The organism is Actinomyces weissii (genome assembly GCF_016598775.1).
Taxonomy (GTDB): Bacteria; Actinomycetota; Actinomycetes; order Actinomycetales; family Actinomycetaceae; genus Actinomyces; species Actinomyces weissii.
Genome location: NZ_CP066802.1, coordinates 331,024 through 350,385, shown reverse-complemented (window position 1 = coordinate 350,385; position 19,362 = coordinate 331,024). Strand labels below are relative to the sequence as shown.

The window sequence follows — 19,362 nt, the reverse complement described above, 5'->3', positions numbered from 1 at the left end:
TCCTCCCCCATTCGCCGCCTGGATGCACTCCCCTTTGGTCCCAGTAGGCAGTTGTTGCCCTACTCACATGCCCGCCGTCGCCTACCGCCGTTGCCGTCCCTGCGCACACCCCAGGTAGCGTGCTGGTATGAGCCTCCGCCTTGACGCAGCCTCTAGCCCCCGCCTCCTCCGCACCCCGGGCCGTCTGCGACTGCTGGCTGGCCTGCTGGCGACCACCGCAGCCCTGTCAGGCTGCACGGCGCGCATGGACATGGAGATAAAGGCCTCCGGGACCTTCGACGCCGTCATCGAGATGCGGGACACCACCGGGACCGTCTTCGACGCCGTGCAGGCCTGCTCCCCCTACTCCAGCCCGGAGGCCCTGGGCATTACCGGCTCGAGCGGGGCGCAGGTCTCAGCCCGGCCCTTGACGGGTTCGGAGGGCTCTGGCTGCGAGGTGACGGTCACGGGTGTGCCGGTGGCGGAGGTCTCGGCGACCAACGGCACGCCGGGCACAGAGGGGGGACAGCCACTGGTGGTGCGAGAGGGTGACCTGTTCAAGGTCGCCCTGCCGCCGCTGACCGCTCCGGCCCCGAGCCCCGCCCCCACCACTGGCGGCACGCCCGGCGCGGCCCCTGGTGCCGCTCCTGACGGCGGGCAGCCCGCCACCCCGCCAGCCCCTCCGGCGGGCGGCGAGGCCCAGGCACCCACCGGCTCCCTGGCTCAGCTGGTCAGCACGCACCTGCAGATCACCTTCCCGGGGGCGGTGATCGACGGCGGGGGCGGGCTGGTGGACGGCCGCACCGTCACCTGGACCGACCCGGAGGTGCTGGCGGACGGGGTGCAGGCAGCCGGTCTGGCGAAGGCAGGTGCGGGGCTGAGCTTCTGGGAGCGCTTCAAGAACTGGATCGCCGTGGGGCTGGCCTCAGCCGTGCTCGTGACGGGCGCCGTCGTTATCCGGGGACGCCGGAGCCACCGGGGCGCGCGGGCCTGAATCACCGGGACACCTAGAGCGCCACACGCGGGACGCAACTGTGCACCACCGTTACACTCGCCACATGAAGTTCTCTTTCCGCTCCACCATCCGGCGACTCGCCGCAGTTGCCACACTCCCTGCCCTGGCCCTGGGGCTCTCCCTGGGAAGCGCACCCCAAGCCGCCGCGGAGATCATGGGCACCGCCTCGATCCATGAGGAGTTCGTGGTCCACAAGAACGACACCGTCGACCTGACTTAATCCTCCGAGTTCTCAGCGCACGCTCCTAGCCTCTACTGCGAGGAGGACTACATCAAATCGACGAGCCCGAGCGGCGTCACCGACGCAAAGGTCGAGATCGTCGGCAACGCCTGCGTGGTCAGCGCCAAGGCCATTCCCTTGAAGGAGCTGAACAGCGGAAGCATGACCCTCAAGCACGAGGACGGTAAGTTCATCTTCCGGGAGGAGACCGGCCCAGGCTCAAACTTTGGTGACGACGACACCATGAGCGTCGACATCAAAGTCTCCGTGACCTTCCCCGGCAAGGTGCAGAAGGTGAGCGGCGGCGGCGTCATCAAGGGAAACAAGGCCACCTGGACCAACCCTCCTGAGAGCGGGTACGGCGCGGAAGCCAGTGACGGCTCCTTCAACGTACTGCTCTGGGTACTGATCGGTCTATTCGTACTTATCGCCGTCGCCGCCCTGGTGATCGTGCTCGTGGTGGTCTCCAAGCGCAAGAAGACCCCACCCGCAGGGCCGTTCCCCCAGCCGGGCACGCAGTTCCCGGCCCAGCCTGGATACGGCGCTGGCCAGCCGCTCACGGGCACCCCCTACGGTCAGCCGCAGGCCTACCAGCAGCCGGGTATGGCTCAGCAGCCTCCGGTAGCGGGCCAGCCCTACCAGCAGCCCAGCCAGCCCTACCAGCATCCAGGGGGCACCCCGCAGCCCCCCGTGGCGGGCCAGCCCTACCAGCAGCCGGGGTACGGCCAGCCGCAGGGCGGACAAGCGCCCGGTAGCAACAACAGCTAACGGCCACTGACCAGCCCAGCCTCACAGGCGCTAGCGCCGTAGCCCCTGCTTCTGCAGGCTGGCTACGGCGCTAGCCCTTGCTTGGAACGGTTCGGGGGTGCGGGCCTCCGCCCCTCCTACACCCTCACCTCAGCCCAGGAGGCGGTGGCGGGTGATGGTGGCCTCCCGCCCCGCCCCCACACCGATAGCGCTGACACGGGTGCGGGCCAGCTCCTCAATGCGCAGCACGTAGTCCTGCGCCGCCTGGGGCAGGTCAGCGAAGCGGCGCACCCCGCTAATGTCCTCGCTCCAGCCGGGCATCTCCTCGTAGACGGGCCGGGCGTGGTGGAAGCCGGTCTGGGTCAGCGGCATCTCCTCGGTGCGCTCGCCGTCGACGTCGTAGGCCACGCAGACCGGGATGCTCTGGTGGCCGGTAAGCACGTCCAGCTTGGTCAGCACCAGGTCCGTGAGCCCGTTGACGCGGCAGGCGTAGCGGGTTACCACGGCGTCGTGCCAGCCACAGCGGCGGGGCCGCCCGGTGGTGACCCCGACCTCGCCTCCCTCCTGGCGCAGACGCTCCCCCATGGCGTCATGGAGCTCGGTGGGGAAGGGGCCTTCGCCCACGCGAGTGGTGTAGGCCTTGGCCACGCCCACCACGGCGTCGATGCGGGTGGGGCCGACGCCGGTGCCGGTGCAGGCGCCGCCTGCGGTGGGGTTGGAGGAGGTGACGAAGGGGTAGGTGCCGTGGTCGATGTCCAGCATGGTGGCCTGCCCGGCCTCGAAGAGCACGGTCCTGCCTGCGTCCAGGGCCTCGTTGAGCACCAGGGAGCAGTCGATCACCAGGGGCTTGATCCGCTCGGCGTAGCTGAGCAGGTCGTCAGCGATCGCGTCAGGGTCAATGGCTGGCCGGTTGAAGACCTTGAGGAACAGGTTGTTCTTCTGCCCCAGGGCGGCGTGGACCTTCTGGCGCAGTATGGACTCGTCGAACAGGTCCTGTACGCGGATGCCTACGCGGTTCATCTTGTCGGCGTAGGTGGGGCCGATGCCCCGGCCGGTCGTACCCAGCTGGCGGGCGCCCAGGAAGCGCTCGGTGGTACGGTCCAGGACCCGGTTGTAGGAGGGGATCAGGTGGGCGTTGGCGCTGATCCGCAGGGATGAGGTGTCCTTGCCACGCGCCTCGATCTCCGCGATCTCGGAGAACAGGACCTCCAGGTCCACTACCACCCCATTGCCGATGACGGGGACGACGCCGGGGGTGAGCACTCCTGCGGGCAGCAGGTGGAAGGCGAACTTCTCCCCGTCGATGACGACGGTGTGCCCGGCGTTGTTGCCGCCGTTGAACTTGACTACGTAGTCGACATCCTGACCCAGCTGGTCGGTTGCCTTGCCTTTGCCCTCGTCTCCCCACTGGGTTCCGACGACCACGACGGCTGGCATGTGCGCCCCCTGTTCCTTCTGGCGGCATGACGTTCTCTCCGCCAGCCTCAGCGTACCGGAGGAAGGAGGCCCCGGCTCCTGTGAGCCCTAGGTATCCGCCCGGGAGAAGGTTTCCCGGAAGCACCCTGGATGTGTCAAAGGATTGCCAGCGCAACTGATTACCATTATCGTTAAACTTATGAGAACACACCGGATCTTCCACGCTCTCGTCCTACCCGCTTCGGCGGCCCTGGCCCTGACCCTGGCCGCCTGCGGCAGCGCCGCCCCCTCCGCCGACGCGACCGGAGGCAGTGACGGCGCCGAACCGACGACGGCAGCAGACGACGCCAGCCCAACCGCCGCTGAGGCACCGGTGGAGGTCAAGGACCTGGACCCACGCGTCGCCATCGCCTACGAGGGCGGGATCCTGGTGCTGGACACCACTGACGGCAAGACCCTGGCCGACCTCAAGAAGGAGGGCTTCCTGCGGCTGAACCCCGCCGGGGACGGCCGGCACGCCCTGGTCACCTCCGCCACCGGCTTCGAGGTCCTGGACCTAGGCCTGATCCGTCAGCCCCACGGGGACCACTTCCACTACTACACGACCACCCCCAGGCTGACCGGCTCCACCGTGGCCGCTGACAAGGCCGGGCACGTCGTCACCAACGCGGGCCGCACGGCGCTGTTCGCGGACGGCACCGGCACCGTGACCAGCTTCGACGTCGAGGCCCTGGAGGACGGCCAGCTCAGTGCTGAGGAGCTCACGGAGATCAAGACCTCGGCCCCGCACCACGGAGTGGCGGTACCGCTGGCCAACGGCAGCACCCTGGTCACCTCCGGCACGGAGGAGGAGCGCCACACTATCCAGGAGCGCAAGGCGGACGGCAGCGTGGCCACGGAGACCACCGACTGCCCCGGCGTGCACGGTGAGGCCACCGCCCAGGGCCAGGACGTGGCCTCCTTCGGCTGCACCAACGGCTCAGTGGTCTACCGCGACGGACAGTTCCACAAGGTGTCCGTGCCGGAGGAGTACCAGCGCTCCGGCAACCAGTTCGGACACCCTGGCTCCCCCTACGTGCTCACGGACTACAAGACCGTCAAGCCGGTTGAGGGCGGCGACCCGGAGCACCCCACCAAGGTCGGGGTCATCAACACCGCCGACGCCACCACGACCACGGTGGACCTGGGCTCTGCCTACTGGTTCCGCTCCTTCGGGCGGGGCGCCAACGGCGAGGGCGTGGTGCTGACCAACGACGGCAGGCTGAACATCATCGACCTGGCGAGCGCCTCAGTGACCAAGCAGGTGGACCTGGTAACCCCGTGGACTGAGAACGCCAAGTGGCAGGAGCCGGGCCCCAACGTCAAGACCGCGGGGGACTTCGCCTACGTGACCGACCCGACCGCCAAGAAGCTGCACATCGTGCAGATCTCTGAGGGCAAGGTGCTCTCCAGCTTTGACCTGGGCGTGGTGCCTAACGAGATGGTGGTGATCGACGCCGAGGCCGGGCACGACCACACGCACGAGGGCGAGGCCGAGCACGAGCACACTCACGAGGGCGAGGCCGGGCACGAGCACGACCACGACGGCAAGTGACCACCCTGGCGTCCTGTCTCAGCCACAGCGGCTCGGGCAGGGCCCCTGGGTCCCAGCACTTGGCTGCTCAGCCTGATTGATACGTCTCAGGCACGCAGGTGCCCCGCTCGTCTGTTCCGGGCACCTGCCTGTCTAAGGGCCTGCACGCGAGCACCTGCGCGGCACCCTGCTTCGGGCTCCTCTACCGGGAGGCGGCGGCCTCACCCCGCAGCCGGGCCATGACGCCGCGCTGCAGCAAGGCCATCAGGTAGCCAGCGAAGGCCACTCCCAGGATCACCATGAACCAGGCCGCTGCGGTCCGGGCCACCGGCAGCAGCCAGAACACCCCCGCAGGAGCGGCCAGCACCAGCAGGCAGGCACAGGTCAGGTCCAGCCGCCCCACCGCCAGACGCACCGCGTTGCCCAGGTGCGCCCTCAAGGTGTTGTCAAAGTCTGCTGTCAGCGGCACCAGCCACACCAGCACCCCCAGCACCACCACCAGCCCCGCCAGCAGCAGGCCGGTCAGGCCGCCCCCGAGCGTCGCCGACGACGTCGTCCCCAGCAGCCGGGACTCCCACAGGCCCAGGGCCCCCAGGCCCAGCACCGGCAGCCACCAGCCCAGGGACTGCGCCAGCGCCCCTCGGAAGACCTTCCACCAGGTCCGCAGCAGGTAGCCCTCCTCCTCCCGTACCATGCCGGAGACCACCCGGGCGCAGGCCGTCAGCGAGGCCCCTGCCGTCACCAACGGCAGGCAGCCCAGGAGGGTCAGTCCGTTGAGGATCACCAGGTCGGCAGCGGCACTGTAGGCACGGTAGAAGGGCGACTCCAGGTTCAGCAGTCGGGACATAGGCAGATTCTCCGTCAGCTCCGGGGACTAGGACAGTACGCAGGAGGCTGCCCGCCGGGCGCGCGCGTACGCACCACGGCGGGCAGCCTCCGCAGCGGATCCGGGCATCAGCCCTTCACGGCGCCAGCCGCCACACCCTCGATGATGTGCTTCTGGCTGAACAGGTAGAAGATCACGATCGGGATGATCGCCAGGACCAGCATGGCCATCTGGGCACCCAGGTCCTTGTTGCCGTTGGAGCCGGTAAGCGCCTGGATGACGATCGGGATCGTCTTGAAGCGCTCGTCGTTACCGATAACCAGGTAGGGCAGGAGGTAGTCGTTCCACACCCACATGGTGTTCAGGATGGCCACGGTCACGGCGGTGGGCTTGAGCAGCGGCATAACCACCTTGAAATAGGTCTGCAGCGGCGAGCAGCCGTCCATGTAGGCGGCCTCCTCGATCTCCAGGGGGATCGACTTGATGAAGCCCGCGAAGAGGAACACTGACAGCGCTCCACCAAAGCCCAGGTAGAGCACGATCATGCCCCAGGGGGTCGCCAGGCCCAGCAGGTCGGCCACCTTGGAGGTGGGGAACATGACCAGCTGGAAGGGGGCGATCATGGAGAAGGCGAACAGGTAGTAGATCACCGAGGTCCACCAGGTCTTCACCCGGGTGATGTAGTAGGCCGTCATCGCCGTAAGGAACACAATCACCGCCACCGAACCGATGGTGATAAACAGCGACCAGCCGATGGCCCGGGCGAAGCCGGAGAGCTGCAGCCCGGTGGAATAGTTGGTGAAGCCAGCGAACAGGTCTCCGGTGGGCAAGGAGAAGGGGCTGTTGGAGATGTGGAGCCTGCCCTTGAAGGAGTTGAGCAGGATGAAGGCCAGCGGCACCAGCCAGATGAGCGAGAGAATACCCAGCAGTACTACCAGGATGTTCTGCCCGGCCTTGTGGCTGCCGGAGGGCTTGGCGATAGCGGTGGAGGAGGGCATGTTGTCTCCCGTTGCAGGGGTGGTCGCGGTGGTGCTGGAGGTGCTCACGCGTCGACCTCCTTCGAGCGGGTGAGGCGCAGCTGGATCAGCGCGATCACCGAGACGATCAGGAAGAAGATGACGGCCTCGGCCTGCGCCACGCCACGCTGGTTCCTGAGCACGTACATCGTGTCAAAGATGTTCAGCGCCGCCATCTGGGTCTTCTTCAGTGGAGCACCGTTGGTCAGCGCCAGGTTCTGGTCGAACATCTTGAAGGTGTTAGCCAGGGTCAGGAACAGGCAGATGGTGATGGAAGGCATGATCATCGGGATGGTCACGTTGCGCAGCGTCATCCACTTGCCGGCACCGTCGATCTGGGCGGCCTCGGTGAGCTCCGGCGGCACGTTCTGCAGACCAGCGATGTAGATGATCATCATGTAGCCCATCAGCTGCCAGTTGACCAGCAGGATCAAACCAGCCAGGCCCAGACGCCAGTCATTGACGATGGTCTGGCCCCAGTACTTGAGCACGGCGTTGAGCATGACCTGCCAGGTGAAGCCCAGGACGATACCGCCGATCAGGTTCGGCATGAAGAACACCGAGCGGAAGAAGTTGGTGCCCTTGAGCTTGCGGGTGAGCAGGTAGGCCAAGGTGAAGGCACCGATATTGACCGTGATGATCGAGATGATCGAGACGATAGTGGTGAAGCCCAGGGCAGAGATGAAGCCGGACTCTGAACGCAGGGCGGCCGCGTAGTTCGCGCCACCCACCCACTTGGCGTTGTTCAGGTTCTTGAACTTAGTGAAGGACAGGTAGAGTCCCATGAAGAACGGGACCACGAAGGCGATTAGGAACGCCAGGATGGTCGGGCCCGCGAAGATTGGGAAGTACTTTTTCAGAGCGCTGTTCATAATGCCTCTTACCGTTCCCGGCCTCGTTGCCGGGTCAGGAACCGATGTCGCTGGGGTTTAGGGATGGTGACCGATGGCGCCCGGACAGGCTGCCGGGCGCCATCGGTAGGGCCTATCGGCTTAGGAGCGGATATCTCAGAGCTTGCTCTTCTCAGCGGCCCAGCCCGAGACGAAGTAGTCCTTCACCGCGTTCCAGTCCTCGTTACCGGAGGCGTACTGGGCCAGGTGCTGGCCGAGCTGGTTCTTGAACTCCTGGCTCGGGAAGGTCTGGAACACCCAGTTCACAGGGTAGAGGTCGCCGTTGTTGATGAAGTCCAGGACCTCCTTACCCAGCGGGTCAGCCGGCTTGAGGTCAGCGAAGGCCTTGTAGGGGGCCACGGAGACGACCGACTTCTCCACCAGCATCTTGGCGCCCTCGGCGTCGGTGAACATCCAGTTCAGGAAGTCCAGGGTGGCCTTGCGGTCCTCCTCGGGGGCCTCGGCGTTGATCGTCAGGTAGTTCTCGGTGCCCACCGCGATGCCGGACTTCTCCTCGCCCTCAACGCCCACGTAGATGGGCATGAAGTGGATGTCCTCCTCCTTGACGGTGTTGCCGTCCACCTTGGAGATCTGGGACCAGGCCCAGTTACCGTTCTGCACGAAGGCAGCCTTGCCCAGAGCGAACTCGGCCATAGAGTCGGTGACAGCCTTGCCAGAGGCCTCAGAGGGGCTGATGGTGGAGTTGTTGAGGTACAGGTCGAAGATCTGCTTGTAGTTGTCCGAGTAGGTGAACTTGAGCTCCTTGGCGTCAGTCGCCTTCATGTCACGGTACTCGTAGAAGACCGGGTAGTTGGCCAGGTGGGTCTGGAAGCGCCAGTCCTCACCGGGAGCCAGGGAGGTGGCAGCGAAGGCACCGTCGATACCGAGGTCAGCCTTCTTGGCCTGCATGTCCTCGGCAACCTCCTTGAGCTTGGCGAAGCCCTTGATCTCGTCGACGCTCTTGGCCTTGGCGTCCGCCATGGCAAAGTACTTGTCCAGGATGGCCTTGTTGTAGATCAGGCCGTAGCCCTCGGTAGCCAGCGGCACACCGTATACCTTGCCGTCCTCGCCCTTGAGCGCGAAGGACGGGTCCGTCAGGGCCTTAGCGGCCTCAGAGTCCGTGAGGTCGGAGGCGTTCTCCTGCCAGTTTGCCAGGCCCACCGGGCCGTTGATGTTGAACAGGGTCGGCGCCTCGGACTTGACGACCTCGGAGGTCAGGGTCTGCTCGTAGTTACCGGAGGCAGCGGTGAAGACCTTGACCGGCACACCAGTCTTCTCGGTGTAGGCCTCGGCGATGGCCTTGAAGGCCTCCTCCGCCTCAGGCTTGAAGTTCAGGAAGTAGACGGAGCCCGCTGCGGCACCGCCCTCTGCGCCGCCGTCGCCGCCGTCCGACATCTTGCTGTCAGCCGGCTTGGAGCAGGCGGACAGCGTCGCGGCGACCGCCAGGGCAGCAGTACCACCCAGCATCATTCGACGGGAGATGACTTGCATGAGTGTCCTCCTTTGGACATCGGTTGTCACACGAAGGGAATCCGTATGTGGCGACAGCTTGGGACCTGCCGCGCTGGTGTGTTGCGATCACATTGTTGCACAAACCACTGAACTTTGCTGCAAGGCTTGCATAACTGTGTCAGGTCGCACCTGGCCGGGCGCCTGAGAGTACTCTACCTGCCCTTAGCAAGCGGGCCGGTCCCGACCTCCTAGGACGTCGGGACCGGCACTGCGGCACAGAGCCTGCGCGGCTCAATGGCGGTGAGACCGCCTCAGCGGCCCGGTGGCTCAGCGGCGGGCGGAGCCCACGGAGCCCAGGCGCTCGCAGGCCTCGACCACACGGGCGGCCATGCCCTCCTCAGCCAGCTTGCCCCAGGCGCGCGGGTCGTAGGTCTTCTTGTTGCCGACCTCGCCGTCGATCTTGAGCACGCCGTCGTAGTTCCTGAACATGTGGTCCACGATCGGGCGGGTGAAGGCGTACTGGGTGTCGGTGTCGACGTTCATCTTGATGACGCCGTTGCGCACCGCGGTGGCGATCTCCTCGTCGGTGGAGCCGGAGCCGCCGTGCATGACCAGGTCGAAGGGCATGTCCTTGCCGACCTGCTCGCCGACCTTGGCCTGGATGTCACCCAGGATCTCGGGGCGCAGCTTCACGAAGCCCGGCTTGTAGGAACCGTGCACGTTGCCGAAGGTCAGGGCGGTGATGTAGCGCCCGTTCTCACCCAGGCCCAGGGCGTCCACAGCGGCCTTGGCGGCCTCGGGGGTGGTGTAGAGGTTCTCGTTGATCTCACCGGTGATGCCGTCCTCCTCACCGCCGACCGCACCGATCTCGATCTCCAGCACGGTGGTGGCGGCCTTGGAGCGGGCCAGCATGTCCACGGCGATGGCGATGTTGTCCTCCAGGGTCTCGGCGGAGCCGTCCCACATGTGGGAGTTGAACATCGGCTGCTCGCCGCGCTTGGCCTGCTCGGCCTCGATCTCCAGCAGCGGGTGGATCCAGTCAGCCAGGAGCTTCTTGGGGCAGTGGTCGGTGTGCAGGCCGACGACGCCCGGGTAGAGGTCGCCCACGGCGCGGGCGTAGGTGGCGAAGGCGATCGAGCCCTTCACGCGGTCCAGGCGGGAGGAGCCGGACCAGTAGGCGGCACCGCCGTTGGAGATCTGGATGATGCCGTCAGACTCGGCGTCGGCGAAGCCCTTGAGGGCGGCCGACAGGGTCTGGGACGAGGTGACGTTGATCGCGGGGACGGCGTACTTGCCGGCCTTGGCGCGGTCAAGCATGTCGTTGTACGTCTCCTGGGTTGCGATAGCCACTGGGTGCCTCCTGTTGATGGGTTCGGATGCAGTGATGCGTGGATGATTCTGTCACGTTTCACCCCGGCGTGAGCACGGCTGTTGGTCCCGCCCTCAGGAGCTGGGCTCGCCACCGTGCTGCAGCACCCAGGTGTGCATGGCGACGGCGGCGGCCGCCGCGACGTTTATGGAGCGGGTGGAGCCGTACTGGCCGATGCGCAGCAGCTGGCTGGCCCCGGCCAGCAGCTCGGTGCTGATCCCCTCCCCCTCGGAGCCGAAGACCATCAGGCAGCGCTCCGGGAGCTCGGCGCGCTCCAGCAGCCCGGCACCGGGGCCGTTGTCGATGGCCACCACCTCGTAGCCGCGCTGCTGCGCCCACTCCAGGAGCCCGGCGGGCTCGGGGTGGTGGCGCACGTCCAGGTAGCGGTTGGTGACCATGGCCCCGCGCTTGTTCCAGCGCCGCCTGCCCACGATGTGCACCCCGGCCACGTTGAAGGCGTTGGCGCTGCGCACGATAGAGCCGATGTTCAGGTCCTGGGAGACGTTCTCGATGGCGACGTGCAGCGGGTGCGCGCGGGCGGCCAGGTCCGCGCGGATCGCCGCCACCGTCCAGTACCGGTACTGGTCGACGACGTTGCGCCGGTCGCCGTCGCGCAGCAGCTCGCGGTCGTAGCAGGGGTCGGTGGGCCAGGCGGCCTCCCCGCCCGGCCAGGGGCCGACGCCGACCTCCCGCACGTCAGCGGGGGTGTCCACCTCCGGCGGCAGCGGGCCGCCGTCCTCCCCCAGAACCCCGTCTGCCAGATCCCTGACGGTCATCAGGCCAGGCCCAGGTCCTCCAGGCCCAGGGCGGCGTAGTAGGGCAGACCGGCGGCCTCCACCCGCTCCCGGGCACCGGTGTCGCGGTCCACCACCACCGCCACCGCCAGCACCTGGGCGCCCGCCTCCCGCAGGGCCGCCACCGCCTCCAGCGGCGAGCCCCCGGTGGTGGAGGTGTCCTCCAGGACCACCACTTGGCGGCCCTCCACCGCAGGCCCCTCGATACGCCGCTTCATGCCGTGGTCCTTGGCGGCCTTGCGCACCACGAAGGCGTCCAGGTCCAGGCCACGGGAGGCGGCCGCGTGCAGCATGGCCGTGGCCACCGGGTCCGCCCCCATGGTCAGGCCGCCCACGGCCGTGACCTCGTCGGGCCACAGCCCCACCTCCTCCAGCATGTCCAGCATGACGTGACCGATCAGCGGGGCGGCCTCGTGGTGCAGGGTGGCCCGCCGCATGTCTACGTAGAAGTCCGACTCCAGCCCGGAGGCCAGAGTCACCTGCCCGTGGACCACGGCCAGCTCGTTGACCAGCTCGGCAAGACGGGCGCGGTGGGAATCATTGGTGCTCACGGCCCCAGGCTAGCCCCTGCCCCGCCTCCTGGGCGTGTCCCGGACCCCCTGTACCTGGGGCGCCTGGGACCGCCCCATAGGAGCACGCAGGCTCAGCCTCCCTGCACAGACCTGAGCGCCTCAGCCACCTGGGCGGAGCCGAGCAGCCCCACATGCGTCTGCCTTACCACGCCGTCGGCGTCTATGAGGTAGTGGGCTGGCACCCCCATGACGCCGTAGGCCGCAGAGACCTCCTGCGTGCTGTCCGCAACCTCGGTAAAGCGGTTGCCGACACGCCTGGAGTAGGCCGAGACCGTGTCCACGTCCTCCCCGGTGTAGACCACCACCAGCCGGACCGCCTCACCGTGGGCAGCTATGGCCTCCCGCAGGTCCGGCATCTCGGTGCGGCAGCCGCTGCACCAGGTAGCCGCGAACACCAGCCACACCGGCTGGCCCCGCATGGCGGCCAGCGAGAGCTCCTGACCATCCAGGTCCTGGACGGTGAAGTCGGGAGCCTGCTGCCCCACCGCAGGCGGCTGGCCCGCCCCATCCACCTGCACCTGGCTCATGACTGCGGACTCAGCCTGTGCAGGCTCCTCGCTGCTTGGTCTGACGGACCACCAGGCCACGATAGCCACCGCGAAAGCCACGACCAGCAGCACCGCCACCTGGCCGAAGCTGGAGTCGCGCAGCCGCCGCCTCCAAGCAGGTTCCTGCTCCGGGGCTGCCGTGCCCCCGCCGTCAGCCACAGACGTGCCCTGCTCCCCGGCCGGGGCGGCACGCTCCCGACCGGTGTCCTCCGCCAGCGCCTCCTGCGGGTCGGCCTCAGGTGGTTCCCAGAGCGCGTCCTCCTCAGGCGTAGGCATGAAGCCCCCCGAAGAAGAGGTTTCCCAGGTAGGTGAAGACCACCGCCCCGAAGGCCAGGACCAGCAGCCACGCCGAGCGGGAGCCGCGCCACCTGCGGGTCACACGGGCGTGCAGGTAGGCGCCGTAGAGCAGCCAGGTAACGAGCGCAGAGGTCTCCTTGGGGTCCCACCCCCAGTAACGCCCCCAGGCCACGTTCCCCCAGATAGAGCCCAGGATCAGCATGAGCGTGAGCATGGGGAAGGTGACCACCGTGGCCCGGTAGCCCAGGTCGTCCAGAGCCTCCGCCTTGGGCCAGCCGCTCCACCGGATATAAGGGGCCAGCAGGTACATGACTGCCGCGGCGAAGGAGACGACGGCGGCGCCGTAGCCGATCGAGGCAGTCAGGACGTGCAGGGTCAGCAGCGGGGAGTTCTGCAGCGCGGGCATGAGCGGGCTGGGCCGGTAGGACAAGGTGGAGGCGTAGATCAGCATGCCCAGGATCACGGGCAAGGTAATGATGGACACCATGCGCACCCGGTAGCGCCACTCAAAGAAGACCTGCGCCATGAGCATGCCCCAGGCAAAGGCCAGGGCGAACTCGTAGTGGTTAGAGAAGGGTGCGTGCCCGGTGGCCAGCATGCGGGCGAGCATGGAACCGCTCAGCAGCAGGAAGGCCAGCTGGGTGGACTTGGAGGCCCACCAGGCCACCGTGAACCGTTTCACGGGGGCGTGCCGCACACCTCCGGTCACCACAACCTGCCGCTCGGCCCCGCCGGTGCAGACAATCACGTCCTTATCGGCACCAGGTGCGGCGGGTGCCATACGCGCCCCCAAGACAGCCCCCAGGTAGGCGATCGTTGACGCAACCGTAAGTGCTGTTGTTATCAGCAGTAGTGCCTGCGAGTACTCAAGCATCCTCATCACTCCTCTTCCTGTCTCCCGCCATCTTCTGGCTCACGCGTACAGACATCTCCGTGAAGAGCCGGGCAAAGCCCCAGTCCCGGCGGTCCGGGGAGGCCAGCTGCACCAGGGTCTGCCCGTCCTCGACGGTCACGCGCACCCATATGCGCTGGTGACGCAGCAGCATGGTCAGGAAGGTCCCCACGGCAAGCATCCCGAACCCCACCCAGACGATCGGGGTGCCCGGGTCCCTGCGCAGGATCATCCCGGTGAACTGCTTCTCACGCTCAAAGGTGACGGTGTACTCCCCCAAGGACACCGGCACTCCCTGGTCCACCAGCGCCCGCTCCAGCGGGGCAGCGTCCTCCGTCTCCAGCAGCTCCACCCGGACCTGCCCCGGTTCGATCCCTGTGCCCACCTGCCCCGAGGCGGGGCTGATGGCGTACAGGAGCCTGCCGTCGGGCAAGGTGGTGCGCCCGAACACGAAGACCTTGTCCCTGCTGGTCCACTCCAGGGCCACGCCGTCGTGCAGGACCTCCTGGCCCGAGCCGTCCAGCACCCGGAGCACGGCCGCCACCCCGAAGTAGGCCTGGTGGAGCATCACTCCCCCGTAGCTCAAGGGGGAGTTGACGCGGACCTGCTGGGAGGCGACCTCCCGGTCCCCCTCACGCAGCACGACGTCAGCCACGTAGTCCTTGGGGGAACCGTCCGCGTAGTAGGAGTCCTGGAAGGACCGGGCCTCAGCCACCAGGGTGGTGCCGTGTCCGACCGCCTTGGGGTAGCCGACTGTCAAGGTGAACTGCTCGTCACGGAAGCCGCTCAGCGAGGAGACCGTAAAGCCCACCATGATGACGATGAAGGCCGCGTGGGCGAGCACCGTGCCGAAAGGAGCCCAGGCGTGACGGTCCAGGTAGGCGTTCAGGCCGGTGCCTGGCTCTGGCACCAGCACCCGCATCCGGTGCCTCCGGGCGTCCTCACACACCGTCTTGAAGGCGGCCTGCGGGCTGACCGGGGTGGTGAAGTGGGCACGTAGCCGGGCGTGCTCGAAGAAGCGGTCGCTCACCCGCAGGTGCGGGTGGCGTGCAGCCTTCCACAGCACAGGCAGCCGGTGCACGGTACAGGCCGCGATGGAGGCAGCCAGCAGCCCCATGACCACCAGGAAGGGTACGGAGGAGAACATGCTCAGGAAGCCGACGCGTTCCAACGGGCCGGTCCAGCCCCCGAGCACCGGGCGCACCGACTCCAGCCACTGAGCCTCCTGAGCGGCTTCACCCTTGACGGCGGAGGGCATCTGGGGCAGGAGGACGCCTACGAGTGAGAGCAGGCCCGCCAGCAGGATCAGCATCAGTCCTACAACCTTGTTGTAGAGCAGGGTGTAGACCTGGTCGAGCAGCTGACCAGGACTGACAGCAGCCTGCCCGTCCAGGCCGTCAGCCGGAGCGGACTCACCTGTGGCCTTCTGGGACCTGGGCTTCTCAGTCATGGCGGCCCTCCTCACACGCCTAGTCTCGGGACCATGCCGGTCAGGCCCTGCAGCAGGTTGGCGATCATCAGGAACCCGACCAGCACCAGCAGGCCGCCACTGACCAAGGAGACGGCCACGTGATGCCGCCGGAACCAGGAGAAGTGCCGCGTGACCTCCACGGCGCCACTGGCGACCGCGATCAGGGGCAGCCCCAGGCCTAGGCAGTAGGCGCCCATAAGAACCACCCCGGACCAGACCGTACTGCTCGTTGTGGCCAGCGCCAGGACGCCGCCCAGCACCGGCCCTACACAGGGAGTCCAGCCTGCGGCGAACACGGTTCCCAGCAGCAGCGCCTGCCAGGGTGAGGCATGGCCGCTCAGCCTCGGTCCCCTGCCACGCACCACCCGGTCAAACAGGCTGACGCTCAGTATCCCGGCCACGTGCAGGCCCATAAGCACCAGCACTGCTCCGCCTAGGACCCGGGCGTGGAGGACATAGGGGCCCAGGGAGCGTCCTACCAGCCCCAGGCTGGCCCATACCGCCATGAACACGGCGGAGAACCCGGCCACGAAGCTGGTGGCGTTCACCAGGGCGTCCCGCTGGTTCAGCCGCCCCTCTCCAGTGCCGACCAGCTGCCCCACAAAGACTGGTACCACCGGCAGGAAGCAGGGTGAGGCAAAGGACAGCACGCCCGCTAGCAGCGCCACAGGAAAGGTGATCCGCACGGCTCAGCCCCCGTTCCCGGGGCCCGCCGTCGGCTGGGCACGCCCTATGCGCTGCTGGTGCTCGCGGACGTTGGCGGCCATGTCTGACCCAGGAGCGAGCTGCAGCACCTTGCTCCAGCACTCCTGCGCCCGCTGCGGGTCAGGCGGGGTCTTGGCCATGTGCAGGAAGCCCAGGTTGTACCAAGGCTCAGCCGCCTCCGGCCTGACCTCTGCGGCCCGGTCCCAGCTCTGCTCCGCGCGGTCAAAGTGGTTCTGCTGGAACTCTGCCAGTCCTATGGCCAGGAGGGCGTCAAGGTTGTCTGGCTCTGCGTCCAGGACCTCCTGCAGGACAGTGCTGGCCTGCTGGTAGAGCGCCGCCTTGATGTACATGACGCCGAGCTCCTGGCGCGAGGCATGGTCGGCCGGGTCGGCGGCTATCGCCGCCTTGAGCTCCTGCTCCCGCTCGGGATCGACCGGCACGGACTCGTCCAGGCCCTGCAGGTCGGTAGGCATGGCGGTCGAGGCGATATCCGGGTGCCCGGCTGGCAGCACCCCGGAGCTGGGAGAACCGCCTGCACCAGCCTGCTGGACGATCACGACCACGGCCGCGGCCAGCAGGGCCACCAGCACCAGGTTCACCTTGGAGACCCCGGCCCGGTGCTGCGGACTGCTCCGGGTCGCAGCAGTGCGTCTCGTGCTGGTGGAAGGCTCCTCCTCCGCGTCCTCACCCAGCACCTCCGCCACGTCCGCACCCTGGTCCTTGAGCGCCGCCAGCTGTTCGTCGGCCCAGTCGCGCAGCCCCTCGGGAGCGCTGGCCAGGTAGTCCTCCAGCTCCTCCCTGAACGACGGTCTCCTTGGCGGCTTCATGGCCTTACCTCTACCTGTTCATCCTGCTGGGCAGTTATAGGCGTACTCAGGCGTTCTTGGCAGGCATGTGCTGCTCCTGCACCACCGGCCCGTTGCCGTGCTGCGTCTCCACGCCCCGCAGCGCCAGCTGGCCTGAACGGGCCCAGTCGGTGGCCTGGTTGAGCAGCGAGATCGAGTAGGCCGGAGCGTGGAAGCCGCGACCGTTCTCGGAGAAGGAGTAGTCGATGACGAACTGGGCCTTGCGCTGGTAGTCGCGGGCGGACCTGAGCTGGTCCTCGTTGGCGGAGCCGTCCTGGGAGGCGGTCGTGGTCTCGTCGATCAGGGCCTCCAGGGCGGTGAAGCTGACGTTGAGCGAGTTCTGCCAGCCGGTCTGGATGCTGCTTACCCGGGTGCGCATCTCGTCCGCGGTGGAGTGGTGGCAGGTCATGCAGGAGGCGTTGATGCTGGCGTCGGAGACCATCGGGCTCATGATCTGGTGGTTGGACACCTTGGCAGCCCCGTCCCGCTGGTAGGGCATGTGGCAGTCCGCGCAGGTGACCCCGTTCGCAGCGTGTATGCCTTGTGCGTAGGTCTCAAAGTCGGGGTGCTGGGCCTTTAGCAGATCAGCCCCGGACTCCTTGTGCCTGAAGTCGACCCAGCCGATCTCGTCGTAGTGCCTCATGGCGTCGTTGGCGGTCAGCCCGTACTTCCAGGGGAACGTCAGGGTGTTGCCGTCCTTGGTGAAGTAGTACTCGACGTGGCACTGGGCGCACACGTAGGTGCGCATCTCCTGGTTGGTGGCGTCGCGGTTGACGTCGTAGTCGCTGATGCCTTCCAGGGCCTTGACCTTCTTGATGCCCTCCTTGAAGGCTGGGCGGGTGATGGTCAGCTCCATGGTCTTCGGGTCGTGGCAGTCGATGCAGGCGATGGAGCCGGTAGCGTGCGTGGCCGCCTCCTGGTAGCTGAGCCTGTTCATGGCCTCGAAGCCCGCCTGCCGGTCCCCGTTGCCAAGCTTGTCGTAGACCTCAGGCATGGAGGCGTGGCAGTTCAGGCAGGTGCCTGGCTGCTTGAAGGGCTCCTTGGTGCGCTTGGTGTGCTTCTGGTCCTCAAAGGCCCACTCGTGGCCTCTGGGCTCGGTGTAGTCGACGGCGAAGGCGTAGCCGCGCCACATCTTCTGGGCACGGGGCTCCATGTCGATGCGCGATAGGGTGTGGTACTCACGCGGGTCCTCCGCCGTGGGGGAGACCTTGACGAAGTCTCCGTCAGTGTCCTCGGCGGTGCGTTTGAAGGCCTCGTAGTGCTTGGGGAAGTTCTTTCCCCACTCGGCGGGGTCATAGCTGCGGTCACTGAGCTCCACCACCTGGGTGAAGGGCGCCTTGGCCTCCACCTTGTGCTGGAAGATGGTGGTGAGCAGCCACGTGAGGGTGGCAGCGGCCACGGCCACTAGCAGCAGCACCATGACCGGGACCCAACCTCTACGTGGTCCTGTCCAGGTACTGGGGGTCTTGTCTGCGTCTGTGCTGGTACTCATCTTGCATCATCTCTTGTGGCCGACGCCGTCGTGGCAGCGGATGCACGACACCGTCTCTCCCTTGTGTGCTGAGCTGCTGGAGGCCTGATCGACCAGGTCGCCGTGGCAGTGGAGGCAGGCCGCCTCCGTGATCTCACGGTTCCCGTCCCGGATCTGGACGTTTTCTGGATAGTTGCCGAAGGTGAACTTCAAGGAGTGCCAGAAGCCGTTGTCAGCCTTGTTCAGGTACTTGTGCGCAAGGTTGTCGTGCGGCGCGTGGCAGGAGTTGCAGGTGGCGACATCGTGGTGAGGACCTTTGAGCCAGCCCTCGTACTGCTCATTCATAGCGTGGCAGCTGACGCAGGCCTTGGGGTCGTCATGGAAGTAGCTGGTGATACCCGCGTAGTAGGCGGTGAAGCCTCCGACCCCCAGGACCGCGCCCAGCAGACCAGCCAGCAGGACACCGGCCCAGCCCGTAAAGGTCCCGGTGAAGCAGCGCCAGACCGAACAGACGTAACGACGCATCACCCCCACCCCCTTACAGCCAGCCGCCTCTGCCTGCATGACGACGCGACACTGCGTCATCACATCAAGATTAGCACAGCCAGCCTCTGGGGGGCGGAGAATGCGGCTGCCCTCCACCTGATCAGGCAGAGGGCAGCCGAGTGGCTCCAGGTCCGGTCCAGGCTCAGCCCAGGGCGGCCAGGGCGGCGTCGTAGTCGGGCTCGTTGGCGGTCTCAGCCACCTGCTCGCGGTACAGGACCACGCCGTCGCCGTCGAGCACCACCACGGAGCGGGACAGCAGGCCCGCCACCGGCCCGTCAACCATCTTGACGCCGTAGTCGGTACCGAAGGTGGAGCGGAAGGCGGAGGCGGTGACCACGTTCTCCAGACCCTCCGCGCCGCAGAAGCGGGCCGCAGCGAAGGGAAGGTCCATGGAGACGCACAGCACCGTGGCGTCCGTAAGCGAGGCCGCCCGCTCGTTGAACTTGCGCACGGAGGTAGCGCACACGCCCGTGTCGACAGAGGGGAAGATATTCAGCACCACCCGGCGGCCCGCCAACGACTGGCTGGTCACGGGCGACAGGTCCGCCCCGACCAGCTCAAAGGCCGGAGCCTGGCTACCAACAGCCGGGAGCTCGCCAACAGTGTGTACAGGGGTACCGCGGAAGAGGATCTCAGTCATAGGTCAATAATGCTGCCTGCCCCCGGCCAGCACCAGAGGCGCCCCGTGCCTGGGAGCGGCGGCTCCCAGACTCGGCCG

20 protein-coding genes are annotated in these 19,362 nt (G+C 67.1%); 4 read left to right on the top strand and 16 right to left on the bottom strand.

Translation table 11 applies throughout. From position 1 onward, the window contains the following. The first annotated feature begins 127 nt into the window (after nt 1-127). From JG540_RS01445 to JG540_RS01435, 3 genes are all read left to right on the top strand, one after another. The gene (locus JG540_RS01445; RefSeq protein WP_200276309.1) at nt 128-973 is read left to right on the top strand and encodes an LppM family (lipo)protein; all 846 of its coding nucleotides are present in this window, start codon (nt 128-130) and stop codon (nt 971-973) included. Nucleotides 974-1,037: 64 nt separating this feature from the next. Further along, nucleotides 1,038-1,214, top strand: a complete 177-nt coding sequence (locus JG540_RS01440; RefSeq protein WP_200276307.1) for a hypothetical protein — start codon at nt 1,038-1,040, stop codon at nt 1,212-1,214. A gap of 162 nt (nt 1,215-1,376) precedes the next feature. Beyond that, complete coding sequence (locus JG540_RS01435; protein ID WP_200276305.1) at nt 1,377-1,982, top strand: hypothetical protein; 606 nt, start codon at nt 1,377-1,379, stop codon at nt 1,980-1,982. A 129-nt stretch (nt 1,983-2,111) separates the two neighbouring features. On the opposite strand, the gene JG540_RS01430 is transcribed toward JG540_RS01435, so the two are convergent. After that, nucleotides 2,112-3,398: an adenylosuccinate synthase gene (locus JG540_RS01430; RefSeq protein ID WP_200276303.1), complete on the bottom strand. Its 1,287-nt coding sequence runs from the start codon at nt 3,396-3,398 to the stop codon at nt 2,112-2,114. Between the two features lie 178 nt (nt 3,399-3,576). Between JG540_RS01430 and JG540_RS01425 the strand changes: the two genes are divergently transcribed. Next, entirely contained in the window at nt 3,577-4,971 is a 1,395-nt protein-coding gene (locus JG540_RS01425; RefSeq protein WP_200276301.1) for a hypothetical protein, read from the top strand. A gap of 181 nt (nt 4,972-5,152) precedes the next feature. On the opposite strand, the gene JG540_RS01420 is transcribed toward JG540_RS01425, so the two are convergent. From JG540_RS01420 to tpx, 15 genes are all read right to left on the bottom strand, one after another. Further along, nucleotides 5,153-5,797 carry a MusI family membrane protein gene (locus JG540_RS01420; protein ID WP_200276300.1) on the bottom strand — a complete coding sequence of 215 codons (645 nt, stop codon included), beginning with the start codon at nt 5,795-5,797 and terminating at the stop codon, nt 5,153-5,155. Between the two features lie 107 nt (nt 5,798-5,904). Further along, complete coding sequence (locus JG540_RS01415; RefSeq protein ID WP_200277954.1) at nt 5,905-6,774, bottom strand: carbohydrate ABC transporter permease; 870 nt, start codon at nt 6,772-6,774, stop codon at nt 5,905-5,907. Between the two features lie 44 nt (nt 6,775-6,818). Then, entirely contained in the window at nt 6,819-7,664 is an 846-nt protein-coding gene (locus JG540_RS01410; RefSeq protein WP_200276299.1) for a carbohydrate ABC transporter permease, read from the bottom strand. 135 nt (nt 7,665-7,799) lie between these two features. After that, the gene (locus tag JG540_RS01405) at nt 7,800-9,173 is read right to left on the bottom strand and encodes an ABC transporter substrate-binding protein (protein WP_200276297.1); all 1,374 of its coding nucleotides are present in this window, start codon (nt 9,171-9,173) and stop codon (nt 7,800-7,802) included. Between the two features lie 288 nt (nt 9,174-9,461). After that, complete coding sequence (gene fbaA / locus JG540_RS01400; RefSeq protein WP_200276295.1) at nt 9,462-10,484, bottom strand: class II fructose-bisphosphate aldolase; 1,023 nt, start codon at nt 10,482-10,484, stop codon at nt 9,462-9,464. A gap of 93 nt (nt 10,485-10,577) precedes the next feature. Beyond that, nucleotides 10,578-11,279, bottom strand: a complete 702-nt coding sequence (locus tag JG540_RS01395) for a TrmH family RNA methyltransferase (protein WP_200276293.1) — start codon at nt 11,277-11,279, stop codon at nt 10,578-10,580. Then, nucleotides 11,279-11,848: an orotate phosphoribosyltransferase gene (pyrE, locus tag JG540_RS01390; RefSeq protein WP_200276291.1), complete on the bottom strand. Its 570-nt coding sequence runs from the start codon at nt 11,846-11,848 to the stop codon at nt 11,279-11,281. The genes JG540_RS01395 and pyrE overlap by 1 nt, the downstream gene beginning before the upstream one ends. Before the next feature lie 92 nt (nt 11,849-11,940). Then, a complete protein-coding gene (locus tag JG540_RS01385; RefSeq protein ID WP_200276290.1) occupies nt 11,941-12,693 on the bottom strand; it encodes a TlpA family protein disulfide reductase in 753 nt (250 codons plus the stop codon). Next, the gene (gene ccsA, locus JG540_RS01380; RefSeq protein WP_234042849.1) at nt 12,680-13,594 is read right to left on the bottom strand and encodes a cytochrome c biogenesis protein CcsA; all 915 of its coding nucleotides are present in this window, start codon (nt 13,592-13,594) and stop codon (nt 12,680-12,682) included. The genes JG540_RS01385 and ccsA overlap by 14 nt, the downstream gene beginning before the upstream one ends. Beyond that, nucleotides 13,581-15,056 (bottom strand): cytochrome c biogenesis protein ResB, encoded by a 1,476-nt coding sequence (locus JG540_RS10525; protein WP_200276288.1) that lies wholly within the window; start codon nt 15,054-15,056, stop codon nt 13,581-13,583. The genes ccsA and JG540_RS10525 overlap by 14 nt, the downstream gene beginning before the upstream one ends. A gap of 11 nt (nt 15,057-15,067) precedes the next feature. Further along, nucleotides 15,068-15,763, bottom strand: a complete 696-nt coding sequence (locus tag JG540_RS01370) for a cytochrome c biogenesis CcdA family protein (protein WP_200276286.1) — start codon at nt 15,761-15,763, stop codon at nt 15,068-15,070. A 3-nt stretch (nt 15,764-15,766) separates the two neighbouring features. Next, complete coding sequence (locus JG540_RS01365; RefSeq protein WP_200276284.1) at nt 15,767-16,609, bottom strand: tetratricopeptide repeat protein; 843 nt, start codon at nt 16,607-16,609, stop codon at nt 15,767-15,769. A 46-nt stretch (nt 16,610-16,655) separates the two neighbouring features. Continuing rightward, nucleotides 16,656-18,047, bottom strand: a complete 1,392-nt coding sequence (locus JG540_RS01360) for an ammonia-forming cytochrome c nitrite reductase subunit c552 (RefSeq protein ID WP_234042848.1) — start codon at nt 18,045-18,047, stop codon at nt 16,656-16,658. Nucleotides 18,048-18,125: 78 nt separating this feature from the next. Continuing rightward, a complete protein-coding gene (nrfH, locus tag JG540_RS01355) occupies nt 18,126-18,683 on the bottom strand; it encodes a cytochrome c nitrite reductase small subunit (RefSeq protein ID WP_234042847.1) in 558 nt (185 codons plus the stop codon). Between the two features lie 103 nt (nt 18,684-18,786). Further along, nucleotides 18,787-19,284, bottom strand: a complete 498-nt coding sequence (gene tpx / locus JG540_RS01350) for a thiol peroxidase (RefSeq protein ID WP_200276280.1) — start codon at nt 19,282-19,284, stop codon at nt 18,787-18,789. Between the last annotated feature and the right edge of the window lie 78 nt (nt 19,285-19,362).

What these genes read in the sequence shown, in the direction of transcription:
- JG540_RS01445 (WP_200276309.1), top strand. Translation starts at nt 128, where the DNA reads ATGAGCCTCCGCCTTGACGCAGCCTCTAGCCCCCGCCTCCTCCGCACC.
- JG540_RS01440 (WP_200276307.1), top strand. Translation starts at nt 1,038, where the DNA reads ATGAAGTTCTCTTTCCGCTCCACCATCCGGCGACTCGCCGCAGTTGCC.
- JG540_RS01435 (WP_200276305.1), top strand. Translation starts at nt 1,377, where the DNA reads ATGACCCTCAAGCACGAGGACGGTAAGTTCATCTTCCGGGAGGAGACC.
- JG540_RS01430 (WP_200276303.1), bottom strand. Translation starts at nt 3,398, where the DNA reads ATGCCAGCCGTCGTGGTCGTCGGAACCCAGTGGGGAGACGAGGGCAAA.
- JG540_RS01425 (WP_200276301.1), top strand. Translation starts at nt 3,577, where the DNA reads ATGAGAACACACCGGATCTTCCACGCTCTCGTCCTACCCGCTTCGGCG.
- JG540_RS01420 (WP_200276300.1), bottom strand. Translation starts at nt 5,797, where the DNA reads ATGTCCCGACTGCTGAACCTGGAGTCGCCCTTCTACCGTGCCTACAGT.
- JG540_RS01415 (WP_200277954.1), bottom strand. Translation starts at nt 6,774, where the DNA reads ATGCCCTCCTCCACCGCTATCGCCAAGCCCTCCGGCAGCCACAAGGCC.
- JG540_RS01410 (WP_200276299.1), bottom strand. Translation starts at nt 7,664, where the DNA reads ATGAACAGCGCTCTGAAAAAGTACTTCCCAATCTTCGCGGGCCCGACC.
- JG540_RS01405 (WP_200276297.1), bottom strand. Translation starts at nt 9,173, where the DNA reads ATGCAAGTCATCTCCCGTCGAATGATGCTGGGTGGTACTGCTGCCCTG.
- JG540_RS01395 (WP_200276293.1), bottom strand. Translation starts at nt 11,279, where the DNA reads ATGACCGTCAGGGATCTGGCAGACGGGGTTCTGGGGGAGGACGGCGGC.
- JG540_RS01385 (WP_200276290.1), bottom strand. Translation starts at nt 12,693, where the DNA reads ATGCCTACGCCTGAGGAGGACGCGCTCTGGGAACCACCTGAGGCCGAC.
- ccsA (WP_234042849.1), bottom strand. Translation starts at nt 13,594, where the DNA reads ATGAGGATGCTTGAGTACTCGCAGGCACTACTGCTGATAACAACAGCA.
- JG540_RS10525 (WP_200276288.1), bottom strand. Translation starts at nt 15,056, where the DNA reads ATGACTGAGAAGCCCAGGTCCCAGAAGGCCACAGGTGAGTCCGCTCCG.
- JG540_RS01365 (WP_200276284.1), bottom strand. Translation starts at nt 16,609, where the DNA reads ATGAAGCCGCCAAGGAGACCGTCGTTCAGGGAGGAGCTGGAGGACTAC.
- JG540_RS01360 (WP_234042848.1), bottom strand. Translation starts at nt 18,047, where the DNA reads ATGGTGCTGCTGCTAGTGGCCGTGGCCGCTGCCACCCTCACGTGGCTG.
- nrfH (WP_234042847.1), bottom strand. Translation starts at nt 18,683, where the DNA reads ATGACGCAGTGTCGCGTCGTCATGCAGGCAGAGGCGGCTGGCTGTAAG.
- tpx (WP_200276280.1), bottom strand. Translation starts at nt 19,284, where the DNA reads ATGACTGAGATCCTCTTCCGCGGTACCCCTGTACACACTGTTGGCGAG.